We start from the raw sequence: 18,827 nt of genomic DNA, 5'->3' as shown, positions 1-18,827 counted from the left end.
TACCCACTTCCTGTGATAGGGATATCTTCCAAGAAGTCTTTTGACGAACCGACGTTGGTTCATCCCTAACATGAGTGTAGCGTATTTCTTTAATTAGTCAAAAAAGGAAGGAGGCAGGGGGCAGGGGAGTCCTGACAGGTGTAGGTTTTTTACAACCAAGAGGCGTTGGAGTAGTAAAACCCACATCCAGCAGGTATTTTTTGAATTTTTGGAATTATCTACAATCTAATGATAACAAGGCTTTCAACCTACTTTATCAATAGGAAAACAAACTAAAGCCTAACCCTTATAGCATAAAATATTTTTTCAAGAGGTCTATGGTAAAATACCTACCCCCCTGCCCCCTTAATCTGGCATAAGTGCCAAAATCTGGTCAACAAATTGCTGATGGTCAACAACTGGTTTAGAAATATAACCATCAGCGCCACTCTGCTTGAGAAAACTTTCGCGATCGCCCTCCATTGCGTGCGCTGTCACCAAAATCACTGGTAAACTCTCCGTTTGCGGATCAGATTTTAACATTTGTGTAATCTTAATCCCATCCACAGACTTGCCTTGATAAACACTGCGCGACAAAGAAACATCCATTAAAATCAAGTCAGCCTCTCGCGCTTGGGCAATTTTCATTACCTCCTCCACATTTTCCGTGTGTTTCACATTTAACCCACCACGCTTAGTTAAAATTTTAGAAAAAACACGAGCATTAATTAAATCATCTTCGACAATTAAAACAGTTTTCATGAGAGATTAATGGGTAATGGTAAAAGAAATAAAGAATCCAAAATCCTAAATTCAAAACGCACAAATCTAGTTCAGATATCAATTCCAGCACCTAGTGATGAGCAAAATACTCAAAACACCGCGCCTTTAGACCAGATAATGTCAATATGTATAATTCAACTGTACGCTAATCCAGTATGGCAGAGTTAACTCTAAAATCAAAAATAATCTAGAATTTACGCACAAGTCACTGAAAAACAAACCACAGAGGCACAGAGTTCACAGAGAAATGCGGTTTTGAGGGATATTTTGCGTAAGTCCTATAATCTAAAAACCCATCTCAGTCTTCTTGTCACCTAACTATGGCCGCAAACCATAAACAGACAAAAAGTTTGAAAGTACCTTATTGTCTGTAGCCCAGTCAAGGCGTAGGCTATATTTTAAGATATACCTACGGTTCTTTTACGAGAGCCACTGTATGTCCTCAAATACCCGACAAATGTTATATCTGTCTTCCTAATAACAAGGATAATACTACTACTTTTTTAAATTTTAGTATCAAAATTGTGTGAGGAAACCCACTTTATCCGTTATGCTGTGCTATCCACAGTATTAATTTTCAGCAACCTTTGTATAGTTAAAATTCAGGGAAAAAACTCATGGCAAAACAGTTAAACCTTCTCCCTACGGGACAGGTCATCACCACAGCCCTGCACACTGAGATGCAACGGTCTTACTTAGAATATGCCATGAGTGTGATTGTGGGGCGGGCTTTACCTGACGTGCGTGATGGTTTAAAGCCAGTGCATCGGCGTATTTTGTATGCCATGCACGAACTCGGTTTAACACCAGACAGACCCTATCGAAAATGCGCCCGTGTAGTTGGGGATGTGTTAGGTAAATACCATCCCCACGGCGACCAATCTGTGTATGATGCGTTAGTTAGACTCGTCCAAGAATTTTCCAGCCGCTATCCTCTCCTAGCTGGACATGGTAACTTTGGTAGTGTCGATAATGACCCACCAGCCGCCATGCGTTACACGGAAACCCGTCTAGCATCTATCGGCCATGAGGGAATGCTGACGGAAATTGCCGATGAAACTGTAGAATTTATTGGTAACTTTGATAATTCCCAGCAAGAACCAACGGTATTACCTGCCCAATTACCATTTTTATTACTCAATGGTTGTGCGGGGATTGCGGTGGGAATGGCGACAAATATTCCACCCCATAACCTGGGAGAAGTTGTTGATGGGTTAATTGCGTTAATTGATCACCCAGAATTGACAGATGAAAAATTATTTGAGTTAATTCCTGGTCCAGATTTTCCTACTGGTGGCGAAATTGTGGGGACTACAGGAATCCGGGAAGCTTACACCACAGGTAAAGGTGGAGTTTTATTGCGGGGTGTGGCGACAATGGAAGAAATTCCTGCCACTAGGGGAAGTAAGCGCCGCATGGCGATTATTATTACAGAGTTACCTTATCAAGTGAATAAGGCTGGTTGGATTGAAAAAGTGGCTGATTTGGTGAATCAAGGACGTTTACACGGGATTTCTGATTTGCGGGATGAGAGCGATCGCGAAGGGATGCGGGTAGTAATTGAACTCAAACGCGACACCAACCCCCAAGAACTTCTCCAGCATTTATATCATCAAACTGCCTTACAAACAACCTTTGGGGCGATTCTCTTAGCTCTAGTCAATGGACAACCCCGCCAGTTAAGCTTACGGCAAATATTACAGGAATTTTTAAGCTTCCGAGAACACACTCTCAACCGTCGCTACAGTTACGAATTAGGGAAAGCCGAAAACCGTGTCAATATCCTCAGTGGTTTACTCAAAGCCCTATCTAACCTAGATGATGTAATTGCCATTTTAAGGCAAGCACCAGACGGCAGTACAGCCAAAATGAATCTTTGCGAACGACTTGATTTGACAGAAGTACAAGCAGATGCTATTCTTTCCATGCCATTACGTCGTCTCACCAGTTTAGAACAGCAAAATCTACAGCAGGAATTTGACCAACTCAGCGAACAAATTACCGCTTTACGCAAATTACTCGAAGACAGACGAGAATTACTCAAAGCATTAAAAAAAGATTTGCGGAGTCTCAAACGTAAATACAACGACCCCCGACGCACTAAAATCTTAACCAACAGCGATATCCCCGTCAAAGCAGAAAAGGGAACAGCAGAAATAGAAGAAAGTTTCACATCTGAACAGCCAGCAGAAGAAGCAATTATAGAATTTACCCAGCGCGGTTATGTCCGTCGTCTTTCCCCCACTGCCAAAAAACCAAAAGCCGAAAATAGTTTGCATGAAAACGATTTCATCATCCAAACCAAATCAACAGATACAGAGAAAGATTTACTAATTTTAACCAGTGGGGGCAAAATCTATCCGGTGAAAGTAGGAGATATTCCCGCCACAACTGGACGTTCTCCACGGGGAACACCACTAATCACTATGCTGACCAACACTGCTCAAGGTAATGTTGAAAGTGTTGTTAGCCGCTTTGTGTTACCAGAAAATCTCCAAACCGAGCAAATGGTTCTGGTGACAAAGTTAGGTAGAATCAAACGCCTATCTTTAGATGAATTAACTAATGTCACTCGTCGGGGAATCACTATTTTAAAACTTAAAGACGATGATGAATTGTCTTTTACCCAGTTTACTACCCCAGAAGAAAATCTAATTTTAGCCAGTTCTAGCGGCCGTTTATTGCGATTTCCTCTAAATGATGAACAATTGCCTCTAATGGGTCGTGCAGCCATGGGTTTACAAGCATTTCGCCTGTTAAGAAATCAGCAAATGGTCGGCTGTGTCACTGCTAAAAAAGATCATCATCTATTGCTAGTTACTCAAGAAGGATACGCCAAGCGTTTAGTTACAAATAGTTTAAAGGCCTCTAATCGGGGTGATTTGGGTACACAGTTACTAAGATTTGCTAACAAATCTGACAATTTAGCGGGAATGATAGGCGTAACTCCCAGTGCTGAAGTTGCCTTAGTTACTAATAAAGAGCGTGTGGTGCGAGTTCCTGTAGAAACTATACCAATTGCCAACAAGGATGATAAAGGAGAAAATATCCTCCAACTTAACCGTGATGAGAGAATTATCGCTGTGGTGGAAGTACAAATTTAGCGGGTATGTCAGCATCAGGATTTAAGGAATATGAATTAAATAAAGTGCAAAAGTAGGGTGTGTTAGCGACAGCGTAACGCACCATTCCAGGTTAAATCAGAATTGCAGGTTATTAAATTTGCGTTCCTAAGTAGGGTTTGATGAAAAAAGTCTTTTCATTAGGGCTAGGAGTCAGCACTTCGGCTTACTATGGCTAACGCCACGCTCCGCGGTAAGCGTCAGCTATGCCGTTAGGCTTTACGACTTCGCTCAGTACAAGTCGCTCAGTGACCGGAGTCAGGAGTCAGAATTAGAAGAAGAGAAGAACAGTATTAAATCGGGTCAAGTGATAGGTAAATGAACAGTTTCAACGCTTATTCCTTGCACTTGATTCACCTTTTTCACCTTCAAACCCTTGATATATCTCAGTTTTAGCTTTATATGCCTAACGGCACGCTACGCTATCAGCGATCGCCTATTTAGGCAAAAATTCGGGATCTAAGATATCTTCTTCACTAAAGGGCGATTGGATCGGAAAAATACTGGTTGTTAACTCTGTTTCAATGGCGGCTTTTCTCCTACTTTCTTGATAACAATCATCAAAGACTTCTTTTAAGTCAGGTTTTAGACTAGGACTGACTTTCATCGCTTTGATAATCCGGCTGCGATGTTCATCAATGGTATATCGCCAACTTGAAGAACGCTTATTAACTTGATATTGATATTTTAGTAGGTGCATCAATAAAATTTCTAAGTTACTTTCTAAGGCGACTTTTTCTTTTCTCGCCATTGCTTCAATTTCTTCTAACAGATTTTCAATATCTAAATTTTCTAATTTTCCTGTGCGGAGTTGTTCGGCTGTCATTTCTAACCACAGCAAGTAATTTTGTTCATAGACAGCCTTGAGAGAGGATTTTGTCGTTAGAACTGTCATCGGGTCTTCTCCAGTGACGATGTTCCTATTTTACAATTGCTCACTCCCTTCAAAATATTTCGTAAACAAATGTTGCAATTTTGAAAAAATCTGTTATATTTATTTACATAAGGCAATTAAGCTTAGTAAATCTAACTTGGAGTGCGAACCATGGCTAACGCAACAAAAACTGTTACTTCCACACCTGAAGATCGCAACGCTTGGCGCTGGGGTTTCACCACTCAAGCAGAAGTTTGGAATGGTCGCTTGGCTATGATTGGCTTTTTAGCAGCCACTTTAATTGAAATCTTCTCCGGTCAAGGCTTTCTCCACTTCTGGGGTATTCTTTAATTTTTGAGAAACGCAATTATTCATAAATTAAGAAAATCGTTGCTGAGTTAAAGTATAAAGTCCTGCCCTCTGCACGATCCTAAATCATCAACACCATAATAAAAATCCTGGTAGATATTGATTCTGCCAGGATTATTTATAATTTAATTGCGTAAAAACCCACTATAATTTAGCGAATATATTCCTTGAGAACGCTGTTGCGATTGGGGTGGCGTAACTTGCGGAGTGCTTTCGCTTCTATTTGACGGATTCGTTCACGGGTGACATTAAAAATCTGGCCGATTTCCTCTAAAGTTTTCATTCGACCATCATCTAAACCGTAACGCAGTCTTAACACATCTCTTTCACGGGGACTGAGACTGTCGAGAACTTTCTCTAAATCTTCCCGCAATAGATTCTTAGAAACTTGATCTTCTGGGGTTTCACCGTCAGACTCAATAAAATCGCCCAATCGGGAATCTTCTTCTTTCCCAATGGGCGTTTCTAGAGAAATTGGTAATTGGGCTGATTTAGCAATAAATCGCAGTTTCTCAATGGTCATTTCCATGCGAGTAGCGATTTCTTCTTCTGTGGGTTTACGTCCCATTTCTTGAGACAGGAGCTTGGTAGTTTTCTTAATTCGTGATATGGTTTCGTAAAGGTGGACTGGTAGACGGATGGTGCGAGATTGATCAGCGATCGCTCTTGTAATTGCCTGACGAATCCACCATGTAGCGTAAGTGGAAAACTTGTATCCTTTTTCGTGATCAAATTTTTCCGCCGCCCGAATCAAACCTAAACTACCTTCTTGAATTAGGTCTTGGAAGGACAAGCCACGATTCATGTATTTCTTGGCGATAGAAACCACAAGCCGCAGGTTAGATTGTACCATTTTGTCCTTCGCTCTGCGTCCCAGATGGAGACGATAGCGAAAGGCTGGTAGTGGTAACTGTACTGCTTCTGCCCATTCCTTATACTCAGGTTCCCGTTCTAACTGTTCTTGCAGTCTCTCGTATACCCTTTCTAGCTCTAGTAAATCAGCAATTTTCCGCGCCAATTCAATTTCTTCGTCTGCCCGTAATAGCCGAATCCGACCAATTTCTTGCAAATACAGCCGAATAGAATCTTCAGTGTAGTGCTTTTTCTTGGTTTGTGTCCGACGGCGCGTTTTAGCGGCTTTTCCAGACTTGGCCTCGTCCCCATCAGGCTGAGGCTCTAAAAACTCTTCCATTTCACCATCATCGGTGAGTAGCAAATCCTCTTCATCTTCCTCGATTAAGAGTCCTTCTAACTCCTCGAAATCAGGCTGATTTTTAATTTCTAGGTCAGGCTGATATTTATTTTCGAGTACGTTGTTAGCCTGGTTCATGCCGCGTTCCTCATGCTCCTTGCAGAATCAATTACTCAAGACAGTTTACTGCTCTTTTAATCGAGCTAATCTATGACCGAAAATTAGGACTTTGGTGAATTTGTCCGTGATATTTTCGGTGGTTTTGCCCTGTGGTTAAGGACTGTGTTTTGCTTCAGTGGCAATTTTCACAAAGATGTGATTTGCTCACTTTAGTAGTGGTCATATCCACCGTTGTAGTACAAAAGTTCTGATTGATGGTTTTCAATGAAGACGCATCTTAAATCTAGAAATTAATTACTTTCAACAAAAGAATATGACGAAGCCGGAAAGTTTACCTGTAAACATTGTTCCGATTGTAGCCTATTTCACAGAAATTGCACTCTTTTTGTGTGTTAATCATGAAGCCTTTAAGCAAGGTGAAGCCACTTTTATCAAAAAGACATTAAAAACAGTAGTCGCACCCTTAAATCTTGTCGAAAACTTGTTGGTTTTTCAGTGGCGTTCTCTTTAAATTAAAGGGTAGACACAGGAGAGACTGTCAGAGTCCAGATGTTAGGCACAAAAATGATTACCTGACAAGAGGAATTTTTATGTTAACTCAGGTCTGAATTATTAATGCACCCATCATTACATTTCCTTCATAAATCACTTAATTAAGAGAGCAAAGCTGGGCTAACGGCTAGGTAGAAACATTTTGGTACTTGTTTACAGGTAATTAACTTTGTATATGCCATAGCAGGAAACAGGCAAAATGGTTAAAAGTTTTTTGATGTCTGAACTTTTACGATTATTGTCTGTCCTAACTTATCTAGCAACTGCTACCAAATAACCTTAACTTCTAAGTTGAGATTATGGTGGAACGAGCCGAATGACGGATGAATTTAGATTTCACTCAATTTGGCCTTATTCACACATTAGCGCAATGTTGAGATTTCAAACCTACGCAACTTGACAAACTTTTTTTATTGTATCCAAAAAACAGGGAATGGGGAAAAAGTCTTTTGGTTAGGGCTAGGAGTCAGGAGTCGGGAGTCAGGAGTCAGGAGTCAGGAGTCAGGAGTCGGGAGTCAGGAGTCGGGAGTCAGGAGTCAGGAGTCAGGAGGAAGAATTAGAAGAAGAGAAGAACAGTATTAAATCTGGTCAAGTGATAACCCTAATTACACAACTGGTTTTTCTGTTCCCTGTTCCCTGTTCCCTGTTCCCTATTCCCTATTCCCTATTCCCTATTCCCTGTTCCCTGTTCCCTGTTCCCTCTATTTAGATATCTAAATCTGTGAGGTTGAGTTTTGAACCATAGGTTTCGATAAATTCTCTTCTGGGTGCGACGCGATCGCCCATTAAAATGGTAAAGATCCGATCTGCTTCGGCTGCGTCTTCAATTTCCACTTGTTTGAGGGTGCGAGTTCCTGGGTTCATGGTGGTTTCCCAGAGTTGCTGGGGCATCATTTCTCCCAAACCTTTGAACCGTTGGATGTTATAGTTGGCGTTGGCTGGGAAGGTGGCGATGTGCTGTTGCAGTTCGCGATCGCTATAACAATATCTTGGTTCACTCCGTCCCCGTTCTAACTTATAAAGTGGGGGACAAGCAATGTAAATGAAACCGTTTTCAATTAATGCCCGTTGATATCGGTAAAAGAACGTTAACAACAATGTACGGATGTGCGCTCCATCTACGTCAGCATCGGTCATAATGACTATGCGATGATACCGTAATTGTGTTGAATCAAATTCATCACCTTTAACGCCCAAACCCAATGCTGTAATTAAAGCCTGGATTTCGTTGTTTTTATAAATTTTGGCATCGTCGGTTTTTTCGATGTTCAGGATTTTACCACGTAATGGGAGGATTGCTTGGGTACGGCGATCGCGTCCTTGCTTGGCACTATTGTGGACAAATACACCACAAGCTAGGGCGAAATTGTGGGTTTTGGGAACTTCGATGTCATAAACATCTACTTGTTCTGGTAAACGTTCAATACTGACAATGCGGTGGTTGTAATTAGCAACAGCTTCATAAGCTAAAGATTCATTCCCATCAAAGTACCTCTGACAAAAACTATCAAACCGTAATAAAGACTTGTCTCTTGTCTGTTTACGGTAGTTGTTATAAGCATCTAAATCAAGCCTCCCATGCTCAATTTCGATTTGCTTGAGAACAGCGATAGTTTTGCGATAGTATGTTTGATGCAAAGTAGCATGACGTTGAGCGCGAAATTCAGGTGTCCATTGCTGTTGGGTTTTTTCTCGCCGCCATGCTAACAAAGTTTCATCTTGCCATTGTTCCTTAGCCAAAAGTGATTGAGTTGCAACAGCTTGGGGATTATTGGCAAAATAGTTTTTAACTCTTTCTGCTTGGGCTAAACGGTTAGTTTCATCACGCCAATAATCTTGCTGGGCTTGATTGAGACGTTCATGGTTTTGCTGACGATAGGTTTCGTTACTATCATAAAACTCACGCCACTTGCCAAGCATATAGTTTTGATAAGTCTCAGAAACCCATTGTTCCTTGGCTTGTTGTGATAAAATTTCACGAGTTTCAGGCTGCTGCATTCTTTGGCTCATCTTGGCACGAAATTCGTGGCTTTGACGAGTTTTCCGGCTCTTTTCAATTGCATCTGGACGATGCAATGTTTTTTCAACATGAGCGCGATGTAAAGCCAAATGTGCCTCAGCAGATAAACGCTGTAAATTTGTCGGGTTGTTATTGCGCTTGTTGAAATCAATATGATGGCAATGTTCTCCATCTGTTAGGTTATAAACACCTAAAGAACGGTTATACCAATCCGCTAACAGATGGGTGAATAACCAAGAATCAGAACGTGGATTCCAAGCCATCTCATATCCGTTAATGGTAATCCCTGGATTGCTAATATCGGATATTTGCCGATACAGAGGCATTAGGGAATCATCTGGTGTTAAAAATTCAGCTTGCTTGTAACTGCGATCGCGTAGCATGAAGCGATGATCGGGTGTGCAAATAATTGTTTCCCCGTTATCTAACGTCACCTTGATCACTTCAGCATTGGCTTTAGTTATGCGGGGGTTAATAATCCGTTCCACTCCAATGGTGCCATCATTACGAATGGTGTAGCAAAAATGCTCTTTTCCTATTGCTTGTTCGGCGACAATTTCTTTAAAACTGAGCGATCGCCCATCAGCTAATGCTACAAGTGTATCACCATGAAAACACCCCCCCGCAGAATCGCCTTCCACGATGTATATTTCCGACTCACTAGGATCACGGGTACTGCAATCTGCTAATTTACCAGGTAGGGGAGAAGATTCTAGTACAGATTTACGGCGTACCAATTCCCGCGCATGACGGGCGGCTTCGGCGGCTTTGAAAGCTTGAATAGCTTTATCTAAAATCGAATCAGCAACAGTGGGACGAAATTCTAAATACTCAGTTAAAACTTCCCCAACTAAAGAGTCAACTATTCCTCGAACTTCAGTGTTACCAAGTTTGGTTTTGGTTTGTCCTTCAAATTCTGGATCTGGGACTTTGACAGAAATGACTGCTGTTAAACCTTCCCGGACGTGTTCACCACTGAGGTTAGGTTCACTTTCTTTAATTTTATTCCGCTTGCGAGCGATCGCATTCAAAGTCCTAGTTAAAACAGCCTTTAACCCTTCTAAGTGCGTACCACCATCAACGGTGCGGATATTATTCGCAAAACCCAACACGTTATCAGTATAAGCATCAGTACACCACTGCAAAGATACTTCTATTTGAACATTATTTCTTTCTCCCTGCACATAAATAATCTCTTCATGTAAGGGCTGTTTTTCCCGGTTCATGTAGGCGATATACTCTTTGATACCGCCTTTATATTCGTAAGTTTCTACCCTGGGTTCTTCGCTTTTTAATAATTCTAGGCGATGATCGGTAAAAGTAATTTTTACACCTGCATTTAAATAAGCCAACTCTCGCAAGCGACCTGATAAAGTAATGTAATCAAACTCTATCCCAATGGTAAAAATTTGAATATCTGGCTTGAAGGTGACAGAAGTTCCCGTTCTCCCTTCTTTGTCCGGCTTGGATTGCAGTTCGCTGACAGGGAAACCCCGTTCATAGCGTTGGGTATACACCTTTTTATCACGCCAAACTGTAACCTCCACCATTTCCGAAAGGGCGTTTACTACAGAAATACCAACCCCGTGTAAACCTCCAGAAACTTTATAGCCGCCACCGCCAAATTTACCACCAGCGTGGAGTACAGTTAATACAGTTTCTAAAGCTGATTTCCCTGTTTTTGGGTGAAGATCGACCGGAATACCCCGACCATCATCTGTTACAGTCACTGAACCATCAGCGTTGAGATCGACTTCGACGTGGGTACAATGACCAGCCAAAGCCTCATCAACAGAGTTGTCCACTACCTCGTACACTAAATGATGAAGTCCTCGCGGACCTGTGGTACCAATGTACATCCCTGGTCGTTTGCGGACGGCTTCCAGACCTTCCAGAACTTGTATCTGATCGGCACTGTAACTGCTCGTCATGAAGATTCTCCTGATGCGTGGGGTTTAAAATCGCCAAAAAGCGAAAAAAGTCAAATCACCCCAAGATTATAACACAAAAGCCTTGCTGCCGTCTGTAGCACAATTTAATGAGAAGTTTATACAAAGATATTGGAGGGCAACGAGTAGCCACCCTAACTGTCTGCAAACCAGGGGAGGAATAGTTAAAATGCTAATAATACCTTGTGAATTTCTCATTCTAGAGATAATAGTGGTGCAATTGGAGAGCAAACTAAACTAAAATGTTAATAATACCTTGTGAATTTCTCATTCTAGAGATAATAGTGGTGCAATTGGAGAGTAAACTAAGCTAAAATGTTAATAATACCTTTTGAATTTCTCATACTCAAAAGACCTGTTTCATTGCAAGGGAAAAATAAAAATCTTCAAGAATGGAAGAGATTAGTCCATTCTGAAGCCCAAAAGGTTTGGAATGCTGGTAGTCCAATTAAAGAGGGTGATCTACAATTAACAATAGTTTATATTTGTGCTAGTGATCCACCCGACACCGACAATATCATTAAACCTATTCAGGATGCACTTAATAAGTTAGTTTATGAAGATGATAGGTTAGTATCAGATGTAGAAAGTCATCGTCGGTTTCCGTCTGAGATAATTGATATTACAGATTTACCTTCTTTACTACAGGACGGTATGCTTACAGGTAAAGAGTGTGTATATGTAAAAGTGAGTAGTTCTAAACCATTGGAAAAATACTTATGAACAATACAAAAAAATTGCAGGATGAGAAAGTCAAATCTTTGGCAAAGAAGTATAGTGATGAAGGATTTGATATCTTGATCAAACCCAAAACAGATCAATTACCTTTTAATTTAGATAATTATCAACCAGATATTCTTGCTACTAAAAATGAAGGTGAATCTGGTTTAATAATTGACGTAAAAACTACTACTAACAGAGGTTCTATTGATATTTTACAGTCCGCATTAAAAGAAATTAGGAGACATCCAGGTTGGCGTTTTTTATTGGTGACACTTGAAGATATAGAAGCCGATTTATTACCTTTAGCACCTGAACAACTTCCTTCTTGGGACGAACTAATTGACAGTTTTAGTCAGGCTTATGGAGTTATTAAGAATAATGAAATTGAGTCTGTATTTCTCGCTTTTTGGAATATTTTTGAGCGAGCATTAATAAAAAAAGCAGTTGATTTGTCAATTCCTGTCGAACATTGGTCATCTATTAGATTAGTAAGGTCAATATACTCTTTGGGAGAGTTATCAATATCTCAATTTGATATGATTCAAGCTTATATTGAGAAGCGAAATCATCTTGCTAAAGGATATATTAAAAAGCTAAATTGGGATGTTTTATTTACGTTTGTAAATTTTCTGGGTAATTTGTTGGAAGAATGGACTCCTGACATATCTATAAGCCAAAGAAGAGGAATTTTATCAATTTTAGTGCAAGTAATGGCTAGTATGGCTGAGAAAACCACAGCAGAAAAACATCGGACTCTCGTGGAAAATGTTACTTCCTTGTTGCATGACGAAACAAAAGAAAAACAAGATGAAATACTAGCGAGGATTAAACAGGCCTATGAACAAGAAGGATTACCAAATTTTTTCAACGATCTTCAACATTTAGTTTCTGAGTCTTATGATCCTGACCTTGAATTTAATAACGAAGAACTAAACAAAAACCAATTAGTTTTACGTGATAAAGCATAAATAGCAGTTGATGCTTTACTGAAAAATGAGTAAATTAATTGTAATTTGTGGTGCAACTGCAACGGGTAAATCTGGGTTGGCTTTGAGTTTAGCTAAACGTTGTAATGGGGTAATTCTTAGTGCTGACTCCCGTCAAGTTTATCGTGAGTTTGATATTGGTACTGCTAAACCAACTGAGACTGAACAAAAATTAATCCCACATTATTTAATAGATATATGCGAACCAACTCATACTCTGACATTAGCAGATTATCAAGAGCAAGCACAGAAATTAATTGCTAGTCTTGGGGTTTCTCCTCTGTTTTTAGTCGGTGGTACTGGTTTATATATTCGTTCTATTGTTCAAGGGTTGAAGATTCCTAGAGTTGAACCACAGCCAGAATTGCGATCGCAGTTGGAATCTCTTGGTCAAACCCAACTCTATCAAATGTTACAACAAGTTGACCCCATTGCGGCACAAAAAATTCACGCCCATGATTTGGTGCGGACATTGAGAGCATTGGAAGTATATTATGTGACTGGATTGCCGATTTCTGAACAACAGGGGGAAAATCCACCGAGTTATCCGATTTTGCAGATTGGTTTAGATTGTACAGCAGAAAGTGTAGGGATGAGAATTAGCGATCGCACTGAAAAAATGATAGCAGATGGTTTAGTTGCCGAAGTAGAATATTTATCTCAAAAATATGGCACTGATTTATCTTTATTAAATACCTTGGGATATCAAGAAATTAAACAATATTTAGCTGGAGAAGTGACTTTAGAAGCCGCAAAAGAATTAATTATTCTACATACAAAACAATTTGCCAAACGTCAACGCACCTGGTTTAGAGCATATCCCCAAATTGAATGGTTTGATTCAGAAAATCCTGATTTATTAGAGCAGGTTTGGTTACGAATCAGTAATTTTATTGCATATCAAATGTAGGGAAGGGGGCTAGGTTTCTAAGGTTTATTAGTTTAATATCATACTTTTCAAACAACCTCTTAAAAAGTTATCAGTTGACAAATTAAAAGATTTAAGAGAAGCACTATTAGACTTTTCAAATGTAGCTGATTTAGTCATTTGGTTAAATAAGCAGAAAAGAGGCTGAGTTTAGTGCAATCACTAAAGACATCGCCCTTATTAAGCTATAGAATTTCAATGATTGATTTAACTCTCAGTCTATATTTGTAAACATTCTTTGGTATAATGCACAAAGGTTTAGGTAAATTGAATTAATGGCAAAAAAGAAACGACATAGAGAACATATAATAGCAGATTTGAGCGTAAATCATGTTGAACGATATGTGTTTTTATGTGGTTATTCTGTAGAAAGAGTTGAGTATGATTATGGGTTTGATTTAATTCTTTTTACATATAATATAAATAGTGAAATTGAAAATGGTCAAATTTACCTACAATTAAAAGCTACAGATTCTCTCAGAACACTTGCAGATCAAGAAACTATTACTTTTAGCATAGCGCGTTCTGACTTGGAATTGTGGTTGTTTGAGCCTATGCCGTGTATTCTAATTGTATATGACGCTCAGTTAGATATAGCTTATTGGTTATACTTACAGGCATATTTTGAAAATTGTCCAGGTTTTGATCTATCTAAAATTGGTGAAAGTGTTACCGTTCATTTGCCTAAAACGAATATACTAGATCAAGAAGCAATCAAAAAATTTGCTGAATACCGGAATGATATTCTAAACCAGTTAAAGGGAGTGATTCGTCATCATGGTTAGAGATATTCAGTTTACTGACCTAGAACAATTACTTTTCAAGATAGGTTTTACTAAAGTACCAACAACAGGTTCTCAAAAAATCTATCAATATCCATTGTCAGGAACTTTAGTTATTTTACCAGCTTACGAACAACAGGCTTATGTTCAGTTCGTGCATTTGGTAGCTGTACGTCGAATATTGGTTGAAAATGGGTTAATCAATACAAATTCTTTCGACAGTTTTTTAGGAAAAGTTGCAAGCTAAAATCTCACCTATAATTACACTGTCTAAATATTATCTAAAATCTCCCTTACCCAAACTTCCTGTTCAGGAAATAAAGCAATTTACTTATTTTTACACCGATGGTATTTTTTTGTTAACCTACTTATTTGTCAATATCGGATATTTTTGGTACATAGAAATAAGTAACCTAAATGGTTAAACTGTACCCTATACATGACATCAAGCATAGTGAGTGCTAAACGTCTACCAGAAACCACTGCCCATGTGAGAATTACCAGCCAATCTTGGCAACAGGGCCTGCTTGAAGGTGAAGTCAGCGCGGGTGATTTTGAGTGGCATTTCCAGTGGTATTTCCGCCGAGGAGAACTGACTGTGAAGCCTTCCCAAGGTCGTGCCTTGATTAAAGAACCTCTAGGTCGTTTTTTAGAACAAAAAGATTATCAACTAGAACCAGGAGGTGATTATGTTTTTACAATTCGGGCTGAACTTTAGATACTGGTAAATCAATTCAGCACTCAAGAGTCAACACCAATACCAGTTAGGCGATTTAAGTATCTTTCGATTAAAAGAATGGCTACGATATCATCTACCGGTCTTGGGGGTTGACGCATCCCCTTGGGTAAAAGTTTTGTAAGTCCTTGTGGTGGGTACATTTGCCAATAGCGATCGCGTGCCTCTAAACTCGTATAACGCTCATCTATTAAAATGATATTCAACGGTTCTATTAATTGCTGATTTAATTGCTGTCTCCACTGTTTAGCGGTCGTTTGATCTCCCATCACCACCAAAGACACAGGAAACCTTTGCCGTAATGACTCAATTGTAGCGATCGCTTCTCCAGCCAAAACAACTTGATGATAAAACAATTGCCGATCCAGTCCCATCACTGCCACACCACATTTATCTCTACCTGGATCAAAACCCAAAATTACTGGTTGTGTAGGTGAAAAGTCTTGATTAATCATTGTTGGTAATGGGTAATGGGTAATGGGTAATGGGTAATGGGTAATGGGTAATGATTTTCCTATGGAGGTAAACGATTTTCCTATGGAGGTGAACGATTATTCTATGGAGGTGAACGATTATTCTATGGAGATGAACGATTTTCTTATGGAGGTGAACGATTTTCTTATGGAGGTGAACGATTATTCCATGAAGATGAACGATTTTCCTATGGAGATGAACGATTTTCCTATGGAGATGAACGATTATTCCATGAAGATGAACGATTTTCCTATGGAGGTGAACGATTATTCCATGAAGATGAACGATTTTCCTATGGAGATGAACGATTTTCCTATGAAGATGAACGATTATTCCATGAAGATGAACGATTTTCCTATGGAGATGAACAATAATTTCTACCTCCCCTACCCCCCTGCCCCCTGCCCCCTACCTCCCCTGCCGCCTAACTATTAAGTGCTAAAAACAACTTTTCCATCTAGAATTGCTATTAGTTTCACCCTCAAGGGTCCTACAGTATAAGTATTGTCTGCGGCGATCGCCTTAATTTCCAGTGGGGTAGTAGACTGCTGCAATTGGCTAAAAAAGCGCAAAAAAGTCCCATCAATTTGTACACTTTCCACAATTCCCGCATTGCGAGCGCGAAATTGAGAAGCAGAAATTAGTAAATCTAGACGTTGACGCAGTTGGTACGAAGTCATAGTTTTCATATCAGCAGAACTAGAAGCGAGAACTTCACCACTAGAAAATACCAACTGATTGCGTGTGACATCCGCAAAAAATTCTATCTGATCTTCCCCCCTCACATAATTACCAGCAGAAAAAATCCGCACCACATATTCTCGACCATCATTAATCTGTTTAACTAACTGTTCTACCCGTTCTTGCGTCACCCGCAATATTTCCGCATTTCCCGGATTAGCACTAGGTTCTGTTAATTCAATATTTACATTACGGTTAGCTTCTTGCAAAATTTTGATCACTACCTGACGAGCAGCACCAGGTTGATTGACCTGCACCACACCAGAAGCTAAAACTTGACCCCGAACTATAGCCAACTTACCCAGACGTAAATCACGGTATGATTGGTAATATTTCTCTAACCTTGCTACTTCCTGTTCCAAATATTTTTGCTGTTTTCCCAATTCTTTGAGCAAAGATTCCCTTTTGGCAATGATTATTTCTCGCTCTTTAATTTCTCGGTTACGTTTTTGAATAAGTTGATCTAACTGGGCAATTTGCCGATCGCGCTTGTCAATGGCTGTTTTTGCTTCATCAATAGCCTTCTTCGCTTCCGCATACAACCGTTCTCGCTCAATTTTCAACTGTTCAACCGCCCCCTTTAACACCTGACGCTGATTCTCCACACTCTGCAACTCATCAATAGCCTGTTGGTACTGAGTCACCACCTGGCCGAGTCGCTTTTGGCTACGTTGGAGTCGGGTTTGGGTTTTAGCTTCTTTGGCAATAGTCCGGTTGAGTTGGGCTTGCGTTGCCTTTTGTTTGGCATTCACCGCCCGCAATGATAAATTAGTTTTTTGTAAATCTTCCTGTGCCTGACTCTGTTCTTTCTTCGCTTGGTTCAGCCTTTCCTCTGCCTCGCTTTTTTGAGTTTCAGCAATTTTTAGCTGTTCTCGCTTATTTCGCAGGTCTTTTTGAATATCCTCTAACTCAAAAACTCCCTTCCGTAAACCTTCATCCGCAGCGAATAAAATCCCTAGAGTTGAGGCAGAAATTAAACTGCCAGTAAAAATAGTTACTAATACAGCCGTGTTTTTTGGCCGCAGCTTAAAGAGTGAGAGACGAGCTTTGCCAACCCGTGTACCGATGCGATCGCCCACGGTGGCAATTACGCCTCCCAAAAGTAAAATTGCAATGATCAGGATGTACCCAGTGGCCATCTTTTAGTTACCCAATGGCTTGTAGATCCAGCCTACTACCTTCAGCCATCGACTGGGGGAGATAGAAGCATCGCCAAAGATTAAATAATTCAATGTTTGGATTTACCTCCAAATCTAGGTTTCATCACTAAAAATACAATCCTGACCACTGCGATCGCCCCAATTATTTTAAGTAAACTGCTTACTTAAAGTAACAGGTTTATGGACAGTAATCTTCTTTTTGTGAATAGAAATCATCTTTTTTTCGCGTAAATCACCAAGCAATCTGGTGACAGTCACGCGAGTAGAACCAATGGCCTCAGCGATCGCCTGATGGGATAACTTCAGATCAATCGTAATGCCATCAGCACAAGGAACACCAAAATCACGGCAGAGAATTAACAGAAAACTCACCAACCGCGAACCCATATCCCGGTGAGCTAAGGTTTCTATCATCATTTCTGTTTGGAGAATCCGCGAAGAAAGACCCCTTAACATCAACATTGATAATTCAGGATTTTCCTTCAGTGCTTGCTCTACTTGTTCAATTGGTGCAGAAAGCAACTCTACAGTTGTAAAAGCCACTGCATGATAAAACCTATCAGACTTGTTACCCGTTAGCAACGACAACACACCAAAAACGCTATTTTCCCGCAGCAGCGCCACCGTTATTTCTTCTCCAGCCTCGTACACCCTGGAAAGCTTGACAGCACCTTTGAGAAGAAAATAAACTCGTTCGGCAGGATCGCCAGGAAAAAAGATCGTCTTGTTGCGTTCAAATGTTTCCACAACCGGAGGAAACGCCCCGGTTGCCATTTGACGAAAAACATTTGCTAGGGCTTTATCTTGTGTCACGATCATCTCCCTTCCCCTACCCAATGCCGAAAAAACAAAAACTAATTACCTAAGAATACACCTGAAAAATCAAGAAAGCATCATTAATCTTTCTATTTGTTACTATACTCAAATTGACCGCTTTCTGGTCATCTGTTGATCATAATACATAATTATTGTTCCTTTCAACTATTTATGTTGCTAAATAGTTCCACTATCTGAAGTGAACACTATTTAAAATCAAATTAAAATCAAAGGATTTTTTTAGAAAGATTTTATCTCTCTTGAGAAGTTGTTAAAAACAGCAACAGAAATTTTGTTGCAGTTCACACCATCCCCAAGTAACATTAAAAAAATTCTTTGAAGAAGGAGTCAGGAGTCAGTAGCCAGGAGTCAGAATAAATGAGTGAGGGATTCATACCCACCACCAATTAGGGCTTGTTGATAGCGTAGCCTGCCGTTAGGCATATAAATCTCAAACGAAGATATATCAAGGGTTTGAAGGTGAAAAAAGGTGAATCAAGTGCAAGGAATAAGCGTTGAAA

General features: G+C 39.9%; 19 protein-coding genes. 12 read left to right on the top strand and 7 right to left on the bottom strand.

Going from position 1 to position 18,827, the window contains the following annotated elements:
- Positions 1–345: 345 nt before the first annotated feature.
- Positions 346–741 (bottom strand): response regulator, encoded by a 396-nt coding sequence (locus tag VB711_RS11340; protein ID WP_323286087.1) that lies wholly within the window; start codon positions 739–741, stop codon positions 346–348.
- 638 nt (positions 742–1,379) lie between these two features.
- On the opposite strand from VB711_RS11340, the gene gyrA reads away from it, so the two are divergent.
- Positions 1,380–3,866 carry a DNA gyrase subunit A gene (gyrA, locus tag VB711_RS11335; protein ID WP_323286084.1) on the top strand — a complete coding sequence of 829 codons (2,487 nt, stop codon included), beginning with the start codon at positions 1,380–1,382 and terminating at the stop codon, positions 3,864–3,866.
- A 454-nt stretch (positions 3,867–4,320) separates the two neighbouring features.
- On the opposite strand, the gene VB711_RS11330 is transcribed toward gyrA, so the two are convergent.
- Positions 4,321–4,779, bottom strand: a complete 459-nt coding sequence (locus VB711_RS11330) for a DUF29 domain-containing protein (RefSeq protein WP_323286082.1) — start codon at positions 4,777–4,779, stop codon at positions 4,321–4,323.
- A 150-nt stretch (positions 4,780–4,929) separates the two neighbouring features.
- Between VB711_RS11330 and VB711_RS11325 the strand changes: the two genes are divergently transcribed.
- Positions 4,930–5,109 carry a chlorophyll a/b-binding protein gene (locus VB711_RS11325; protein WP_323286081.1) on the top strand — a complete coding sequence of 60 codons (180 nt, stop codon included), beginning with the start codon at positions 4,930–4,932 and terminating at the stop codon, positions 5,107–5,109.
- A gap of 169 nt (positions 5,110–5,278) precedes the next feature.
- Here VB711_RS11325 and rpoD read toward each other — a convergent pair whose 3' ends face one another.
- Positions 5,279–6,457, bottom strand: a complete 1,179-nt coding sequence (rpoD, locus tag VB711_RS11320; protein ID WP_323286080.1) for an RNA polymerase sigma factor RpoD — start codon at positions 6,455–6,457, stop codon at positions 5,279–5,281.
- 295 nt (positions 6,458–6,752) lie between these two features.
- Between rpoD and VB711_RS11315 the strand changes: the two genes are divergently transcribed.
- Both VB711_RS11315 and VB711_RS11310 read left to right on the top strand, forming a co-directional pair.
- The gene (locus tag VB711_RS11315) at positions 6,753–6,950 is read left to right on the top strand and encodes a hypothetical protein (protein ID WP_323286079.1); all 198 of its coding nucleotides are present in this window, start codon (positions 6,753–6,755) and stop codon (positions 6,948–6,950) included.
- 437 nt (positions 6,951–7,387) lie between these two features.
- On the top strand, positions 7,388–7,573 hold the full coding sequence (locus VB711_RS11310; RefSeq protein ID WP_323286078.1) for a hypothetical protein: 186 nt from the start codon (positions 7,388–7,390) through the stop codon (positions 7,571–7,573).
- A gap of 123 nt (positions 7,574–7,696) precedes the next feature.
- On the opposite strand, the gene gyrB is transcribed toward VB711_RS11310, so the two are convergent.
- Positions 7,697–10,870, bottom strand: coding sequence for a DNA topoisomerase (ATP-hydrolyzing) subunit B (gene gyrB, locus VB711_RS11305; RefSeq protein WP_416233575.1), 3,174 nt, complete (start codon positions 10,868–10,870; stop codon positions 7,697–7,699).
- A gap of 405 nt (positions 10,871–11,275) precedes the next feature.
- Between gyrB and VB711_RS11300 the strand changes: the two genes are divergently transcribed.
- The 7 genes from VB711_RS11300 (at position 11,276) to VB711_RS11270 (ending at position 15,097) form a co-directional block, all read left to right on the top strand.
- On the top strand, positions 11,276–11,683 hold the full coding sequence (locus tag VB711_RS11300) for a RusA family crossover junction endodeoxyribonuclease (protein WP_323286076.1): 408 nt from the start codon (positions 11,276–11,278) through the stop codon (positions 11,681–11,683).
- On the top strand, positions 11,680–12,651 hold the full coding sequence (locus tag VB711_RS11295) for a hypothetical protein (RefSeq protein ID WP_323286074.1): 972 nt from the start codon (positions 11,680–11,682) through the stop codon (positions 12,649–12,651). Before VB711_RS11300 ends, VB711_RS11295 begins: the two co-directional genes overlap by 4 nt.
- Positions 12,652–12,676: 25 nt before the next feature.
- Positions 12,677–13,579 (top strand): tRNA (adenosine(37)-N6)-dimethylallyltransferase MiaA, encoded by a 903-nt coding sequence (gene miaA / locus VB711_RS11290; protein WP_323286073.1) that lies wholly within the window; start codon positions 12,677–12,679, stop codon positions 13,577–13,579.
- Positions 13,580–13,616: 37 nt separating this feature from the next.
- On the top strand, positions 13,617–13,745 hold the full coding sequence (locus VB711_RS11285; protein WP_323286145.1) for a DUF4351 domain-containing protein: 129 nt from the start codon (positions 13,617–13,619) through the stop codon (positions 13,743–13,745).
- A 127-nt stretch (positions 13,746–13,872) separates the two neighbouring features.
- Positions 13,873–14,382, top strand: a complete 510-nt coding sequence (locus VB711_RS11280) for a DUF4365 domain-containing protein (protein WP_323286072.1) — start codon at positions 13,873–13,875, stop codon at positions 14,380–14,382.
- Positions 14,375–14,626 carry a type II toxin-antitoxin system HicA family toxin gene (locus VB711_RS11275; RefSeq protein ID WP_323286071.1) on the top strand — a complete coding sequence of 84 codons (252 nt, stop codon included), beginning with the start codon at positions 14,375–14,377 and terminating at the stop codon, positions 14,624–14,626. The genes VB711_RS11280 and VB711_RS11275 overlap by 8 nt, the downstream gene beginning before the upstream one ends.
- A gap of 207 nt (positions 14,627–14,833) precedes the next feature.
- A complete protein-coding gene (locus VB711_RS11270; protein ID WP_323286144.1) occupies positions 14,834–15,097 on the top strand; it encodes a DUF3146 family protein in 264 nt (87 codons plus the stop codon).
- 23 nt (positions 15,098–15,120) lie between these two features.
- Here the strand turns inward: VB711_RS11270 and VB711_RS11265 are convergent, their stop codons facing one another.
- A complete protein-coding gene (locus tag VB711_RS11265) occupies positions 15,121–15,570 on the bottom strand; it encodes a pre-16S rRNA-processing nuclease YqgF (protein ID WP_323286069.1) in 450 nt (149 codons plus the stop codon).
- A 43-nt stretch (positions 15,571–15,613) separates the two neighbouring features.
- On the opposite strand from VB711_RS11265, the gene VB711_RS11260 reads away from it, so the two are divergent.
- Positions 15,614–16,024 (top strand): hypothetical protein, encoded by a 411-nt coding sequence (locus tag VB711_RS11260; protein WP_323286068.1) that lies wholly within the window; start codon positions 15,614–15,616, stop codon positions 16,022–16,024.
- Here the strand turns inward: VB711_RS11260 and VB711_RS11255 are convergent.
- Positions 16,021–17,469 carry a DUF3084 domain-containing protein gene (locus VB711_RS11255; RefSeq protein WP_323286066.1) on the bottom strand — a complete coding sequence of 483 codons (1,449 nt, stop codon included), beginning with the start codon at positions 17,467–17,469 and terminating at the stop codon, positions 16,021–16,023. The genes VB711_RS11260 and VB711_RS11255 overlap by 4 nt on opposite strands.
- 168 nt (positions 17,470–17,637) lie before the next feature.
- Positions 17,638–18,309 carry a global nitrogen regulator NtcA gene (gene ntcA, locus VB711_RS11250; RefSeq protein ID WP_323286064.1) on the bottom strand — a complete coding sequence of 224 codons (672 nt, stop codon included), beginning with the start codon at positions 18,307–18,309 and terminating at the stop codon, positions 17,638–17,640.
- Positions 18,310–18,827: the final 518 nt, after the last annotated feature.

Origin of the sequence: Cronbergia sp. UHCC 0137 (assembly GCF_034932285.1) — a bacterium.
Lineage (GTDB): Bacteria > Cyanobacteriota > Cyanobacteriia > Cyanobacteriales > Nostocaceae > Cronbergia.
This window is presented reverse-complemented; position numbering and strand designations above follow the sequence as displayed.

Coding starts and splice junctions, on each gene's coding strand:
- VB711_RS11340 (WP_323286087.1), bottom strand. CDS start 741: ATGAAAACTGTTTTAATTGTCGAAGATGATTTAATTAATGCTCGTGTT.
- gyrA (WP_323286084.1), top strand. CDS start 1,380: ATGGCAAAACAGTTAAACCTTCTCCCTACGGGACAGGTCATCACCACA.
- VB711_RS11330 (WP_323286082.1), bottom strand. CDS start 4,779: ATGACAGTTCTAACGACAAAATCCTCTCTCAAGGCTGTCTATGAACAA.
- VB711_RS11325 (WP_323286081.1), top strand. CDS start 4,930: ATGGCTAACGCAACAAAAACTGTTACTTCCACACCTGAAGATCGCAAC.
- rpoD (WP_323286080.1), bottom strand. CDS start 6,457: ATGAACCAGGCTAACAACGTACTCGAAAATAAATATCAGCCTGACCTA.
- VB711_RS11315 (WP_323286079.1), top strand. CDS start 6,753: ATGACGAAGCCGGAAAGTTTACCTGTAAACATTGTTCCGATTGTAGCC.
- gyrB (WP_416233575.1), bottom strand. CDS start 10,870: ATGTACATTGGTACCACAGGTCCGCGAGGACTTCATCATTTAGTGTAC.
- VB711_RS11300 (WP_323286076.1), top strand. CDS start 11,276: ATGTTAATAATACCTTTTGAATTTCTCATACTCAAAAGACCTGTTTCA.
- VB711_RS11295 (WP_323286074.1), top strand. CDS start 11,680: ATGAACAATACAAAAAAATTGCAGGATGAGAAAGTCAAATCTTTGGCA.
- miaA (WP_323286073.1), top strand. CDS start 12,677: ATGAGTAAATTAATTGTAATTTGTGGTGCAACTGCAACGGGTAAATCT.
- VB711_RS11280 (WP_323286072.1), top strand. CDS start 13,873: ATGGCAAAAAAGAAACGACATAGAGAACATATAATAGCAGATTTGAGC.
- VB711_RS11275 (WP_323286071.1), top strand. CDS start 14,375: ATGGTTAGAGATATTCAGTTTACTGACCTAGAACAATTACTTTTCAAG.
- VB711_RS11265 (WP_323286069.1), bottom strand. CDS start 15,570: ATGATTAATCAAGACTTTTCACCTACACAACCAGTAATTTTGGGTTTT.
- VB711_RS11260 (WP_323286068.1), top strand. CDS start 15,614: ATGGGTAATGATTTTCCTATGGAGGTAAACGATTTTCCTATGGAGGTG.
- VB711_RS11255 (WP_323286066.1), bottom strand. CDS start 17,469: ATGGCCACTGGGTACATCCTGATCATTGCAATTTTACTTTTGGGAGGC.
- ntcA (WP_323286064.1), bottom strand. CDS start 18,309: ATGATCGTGACACAAGATAAAGCCCTAGCAAATGTTTTTCGTCAAATG.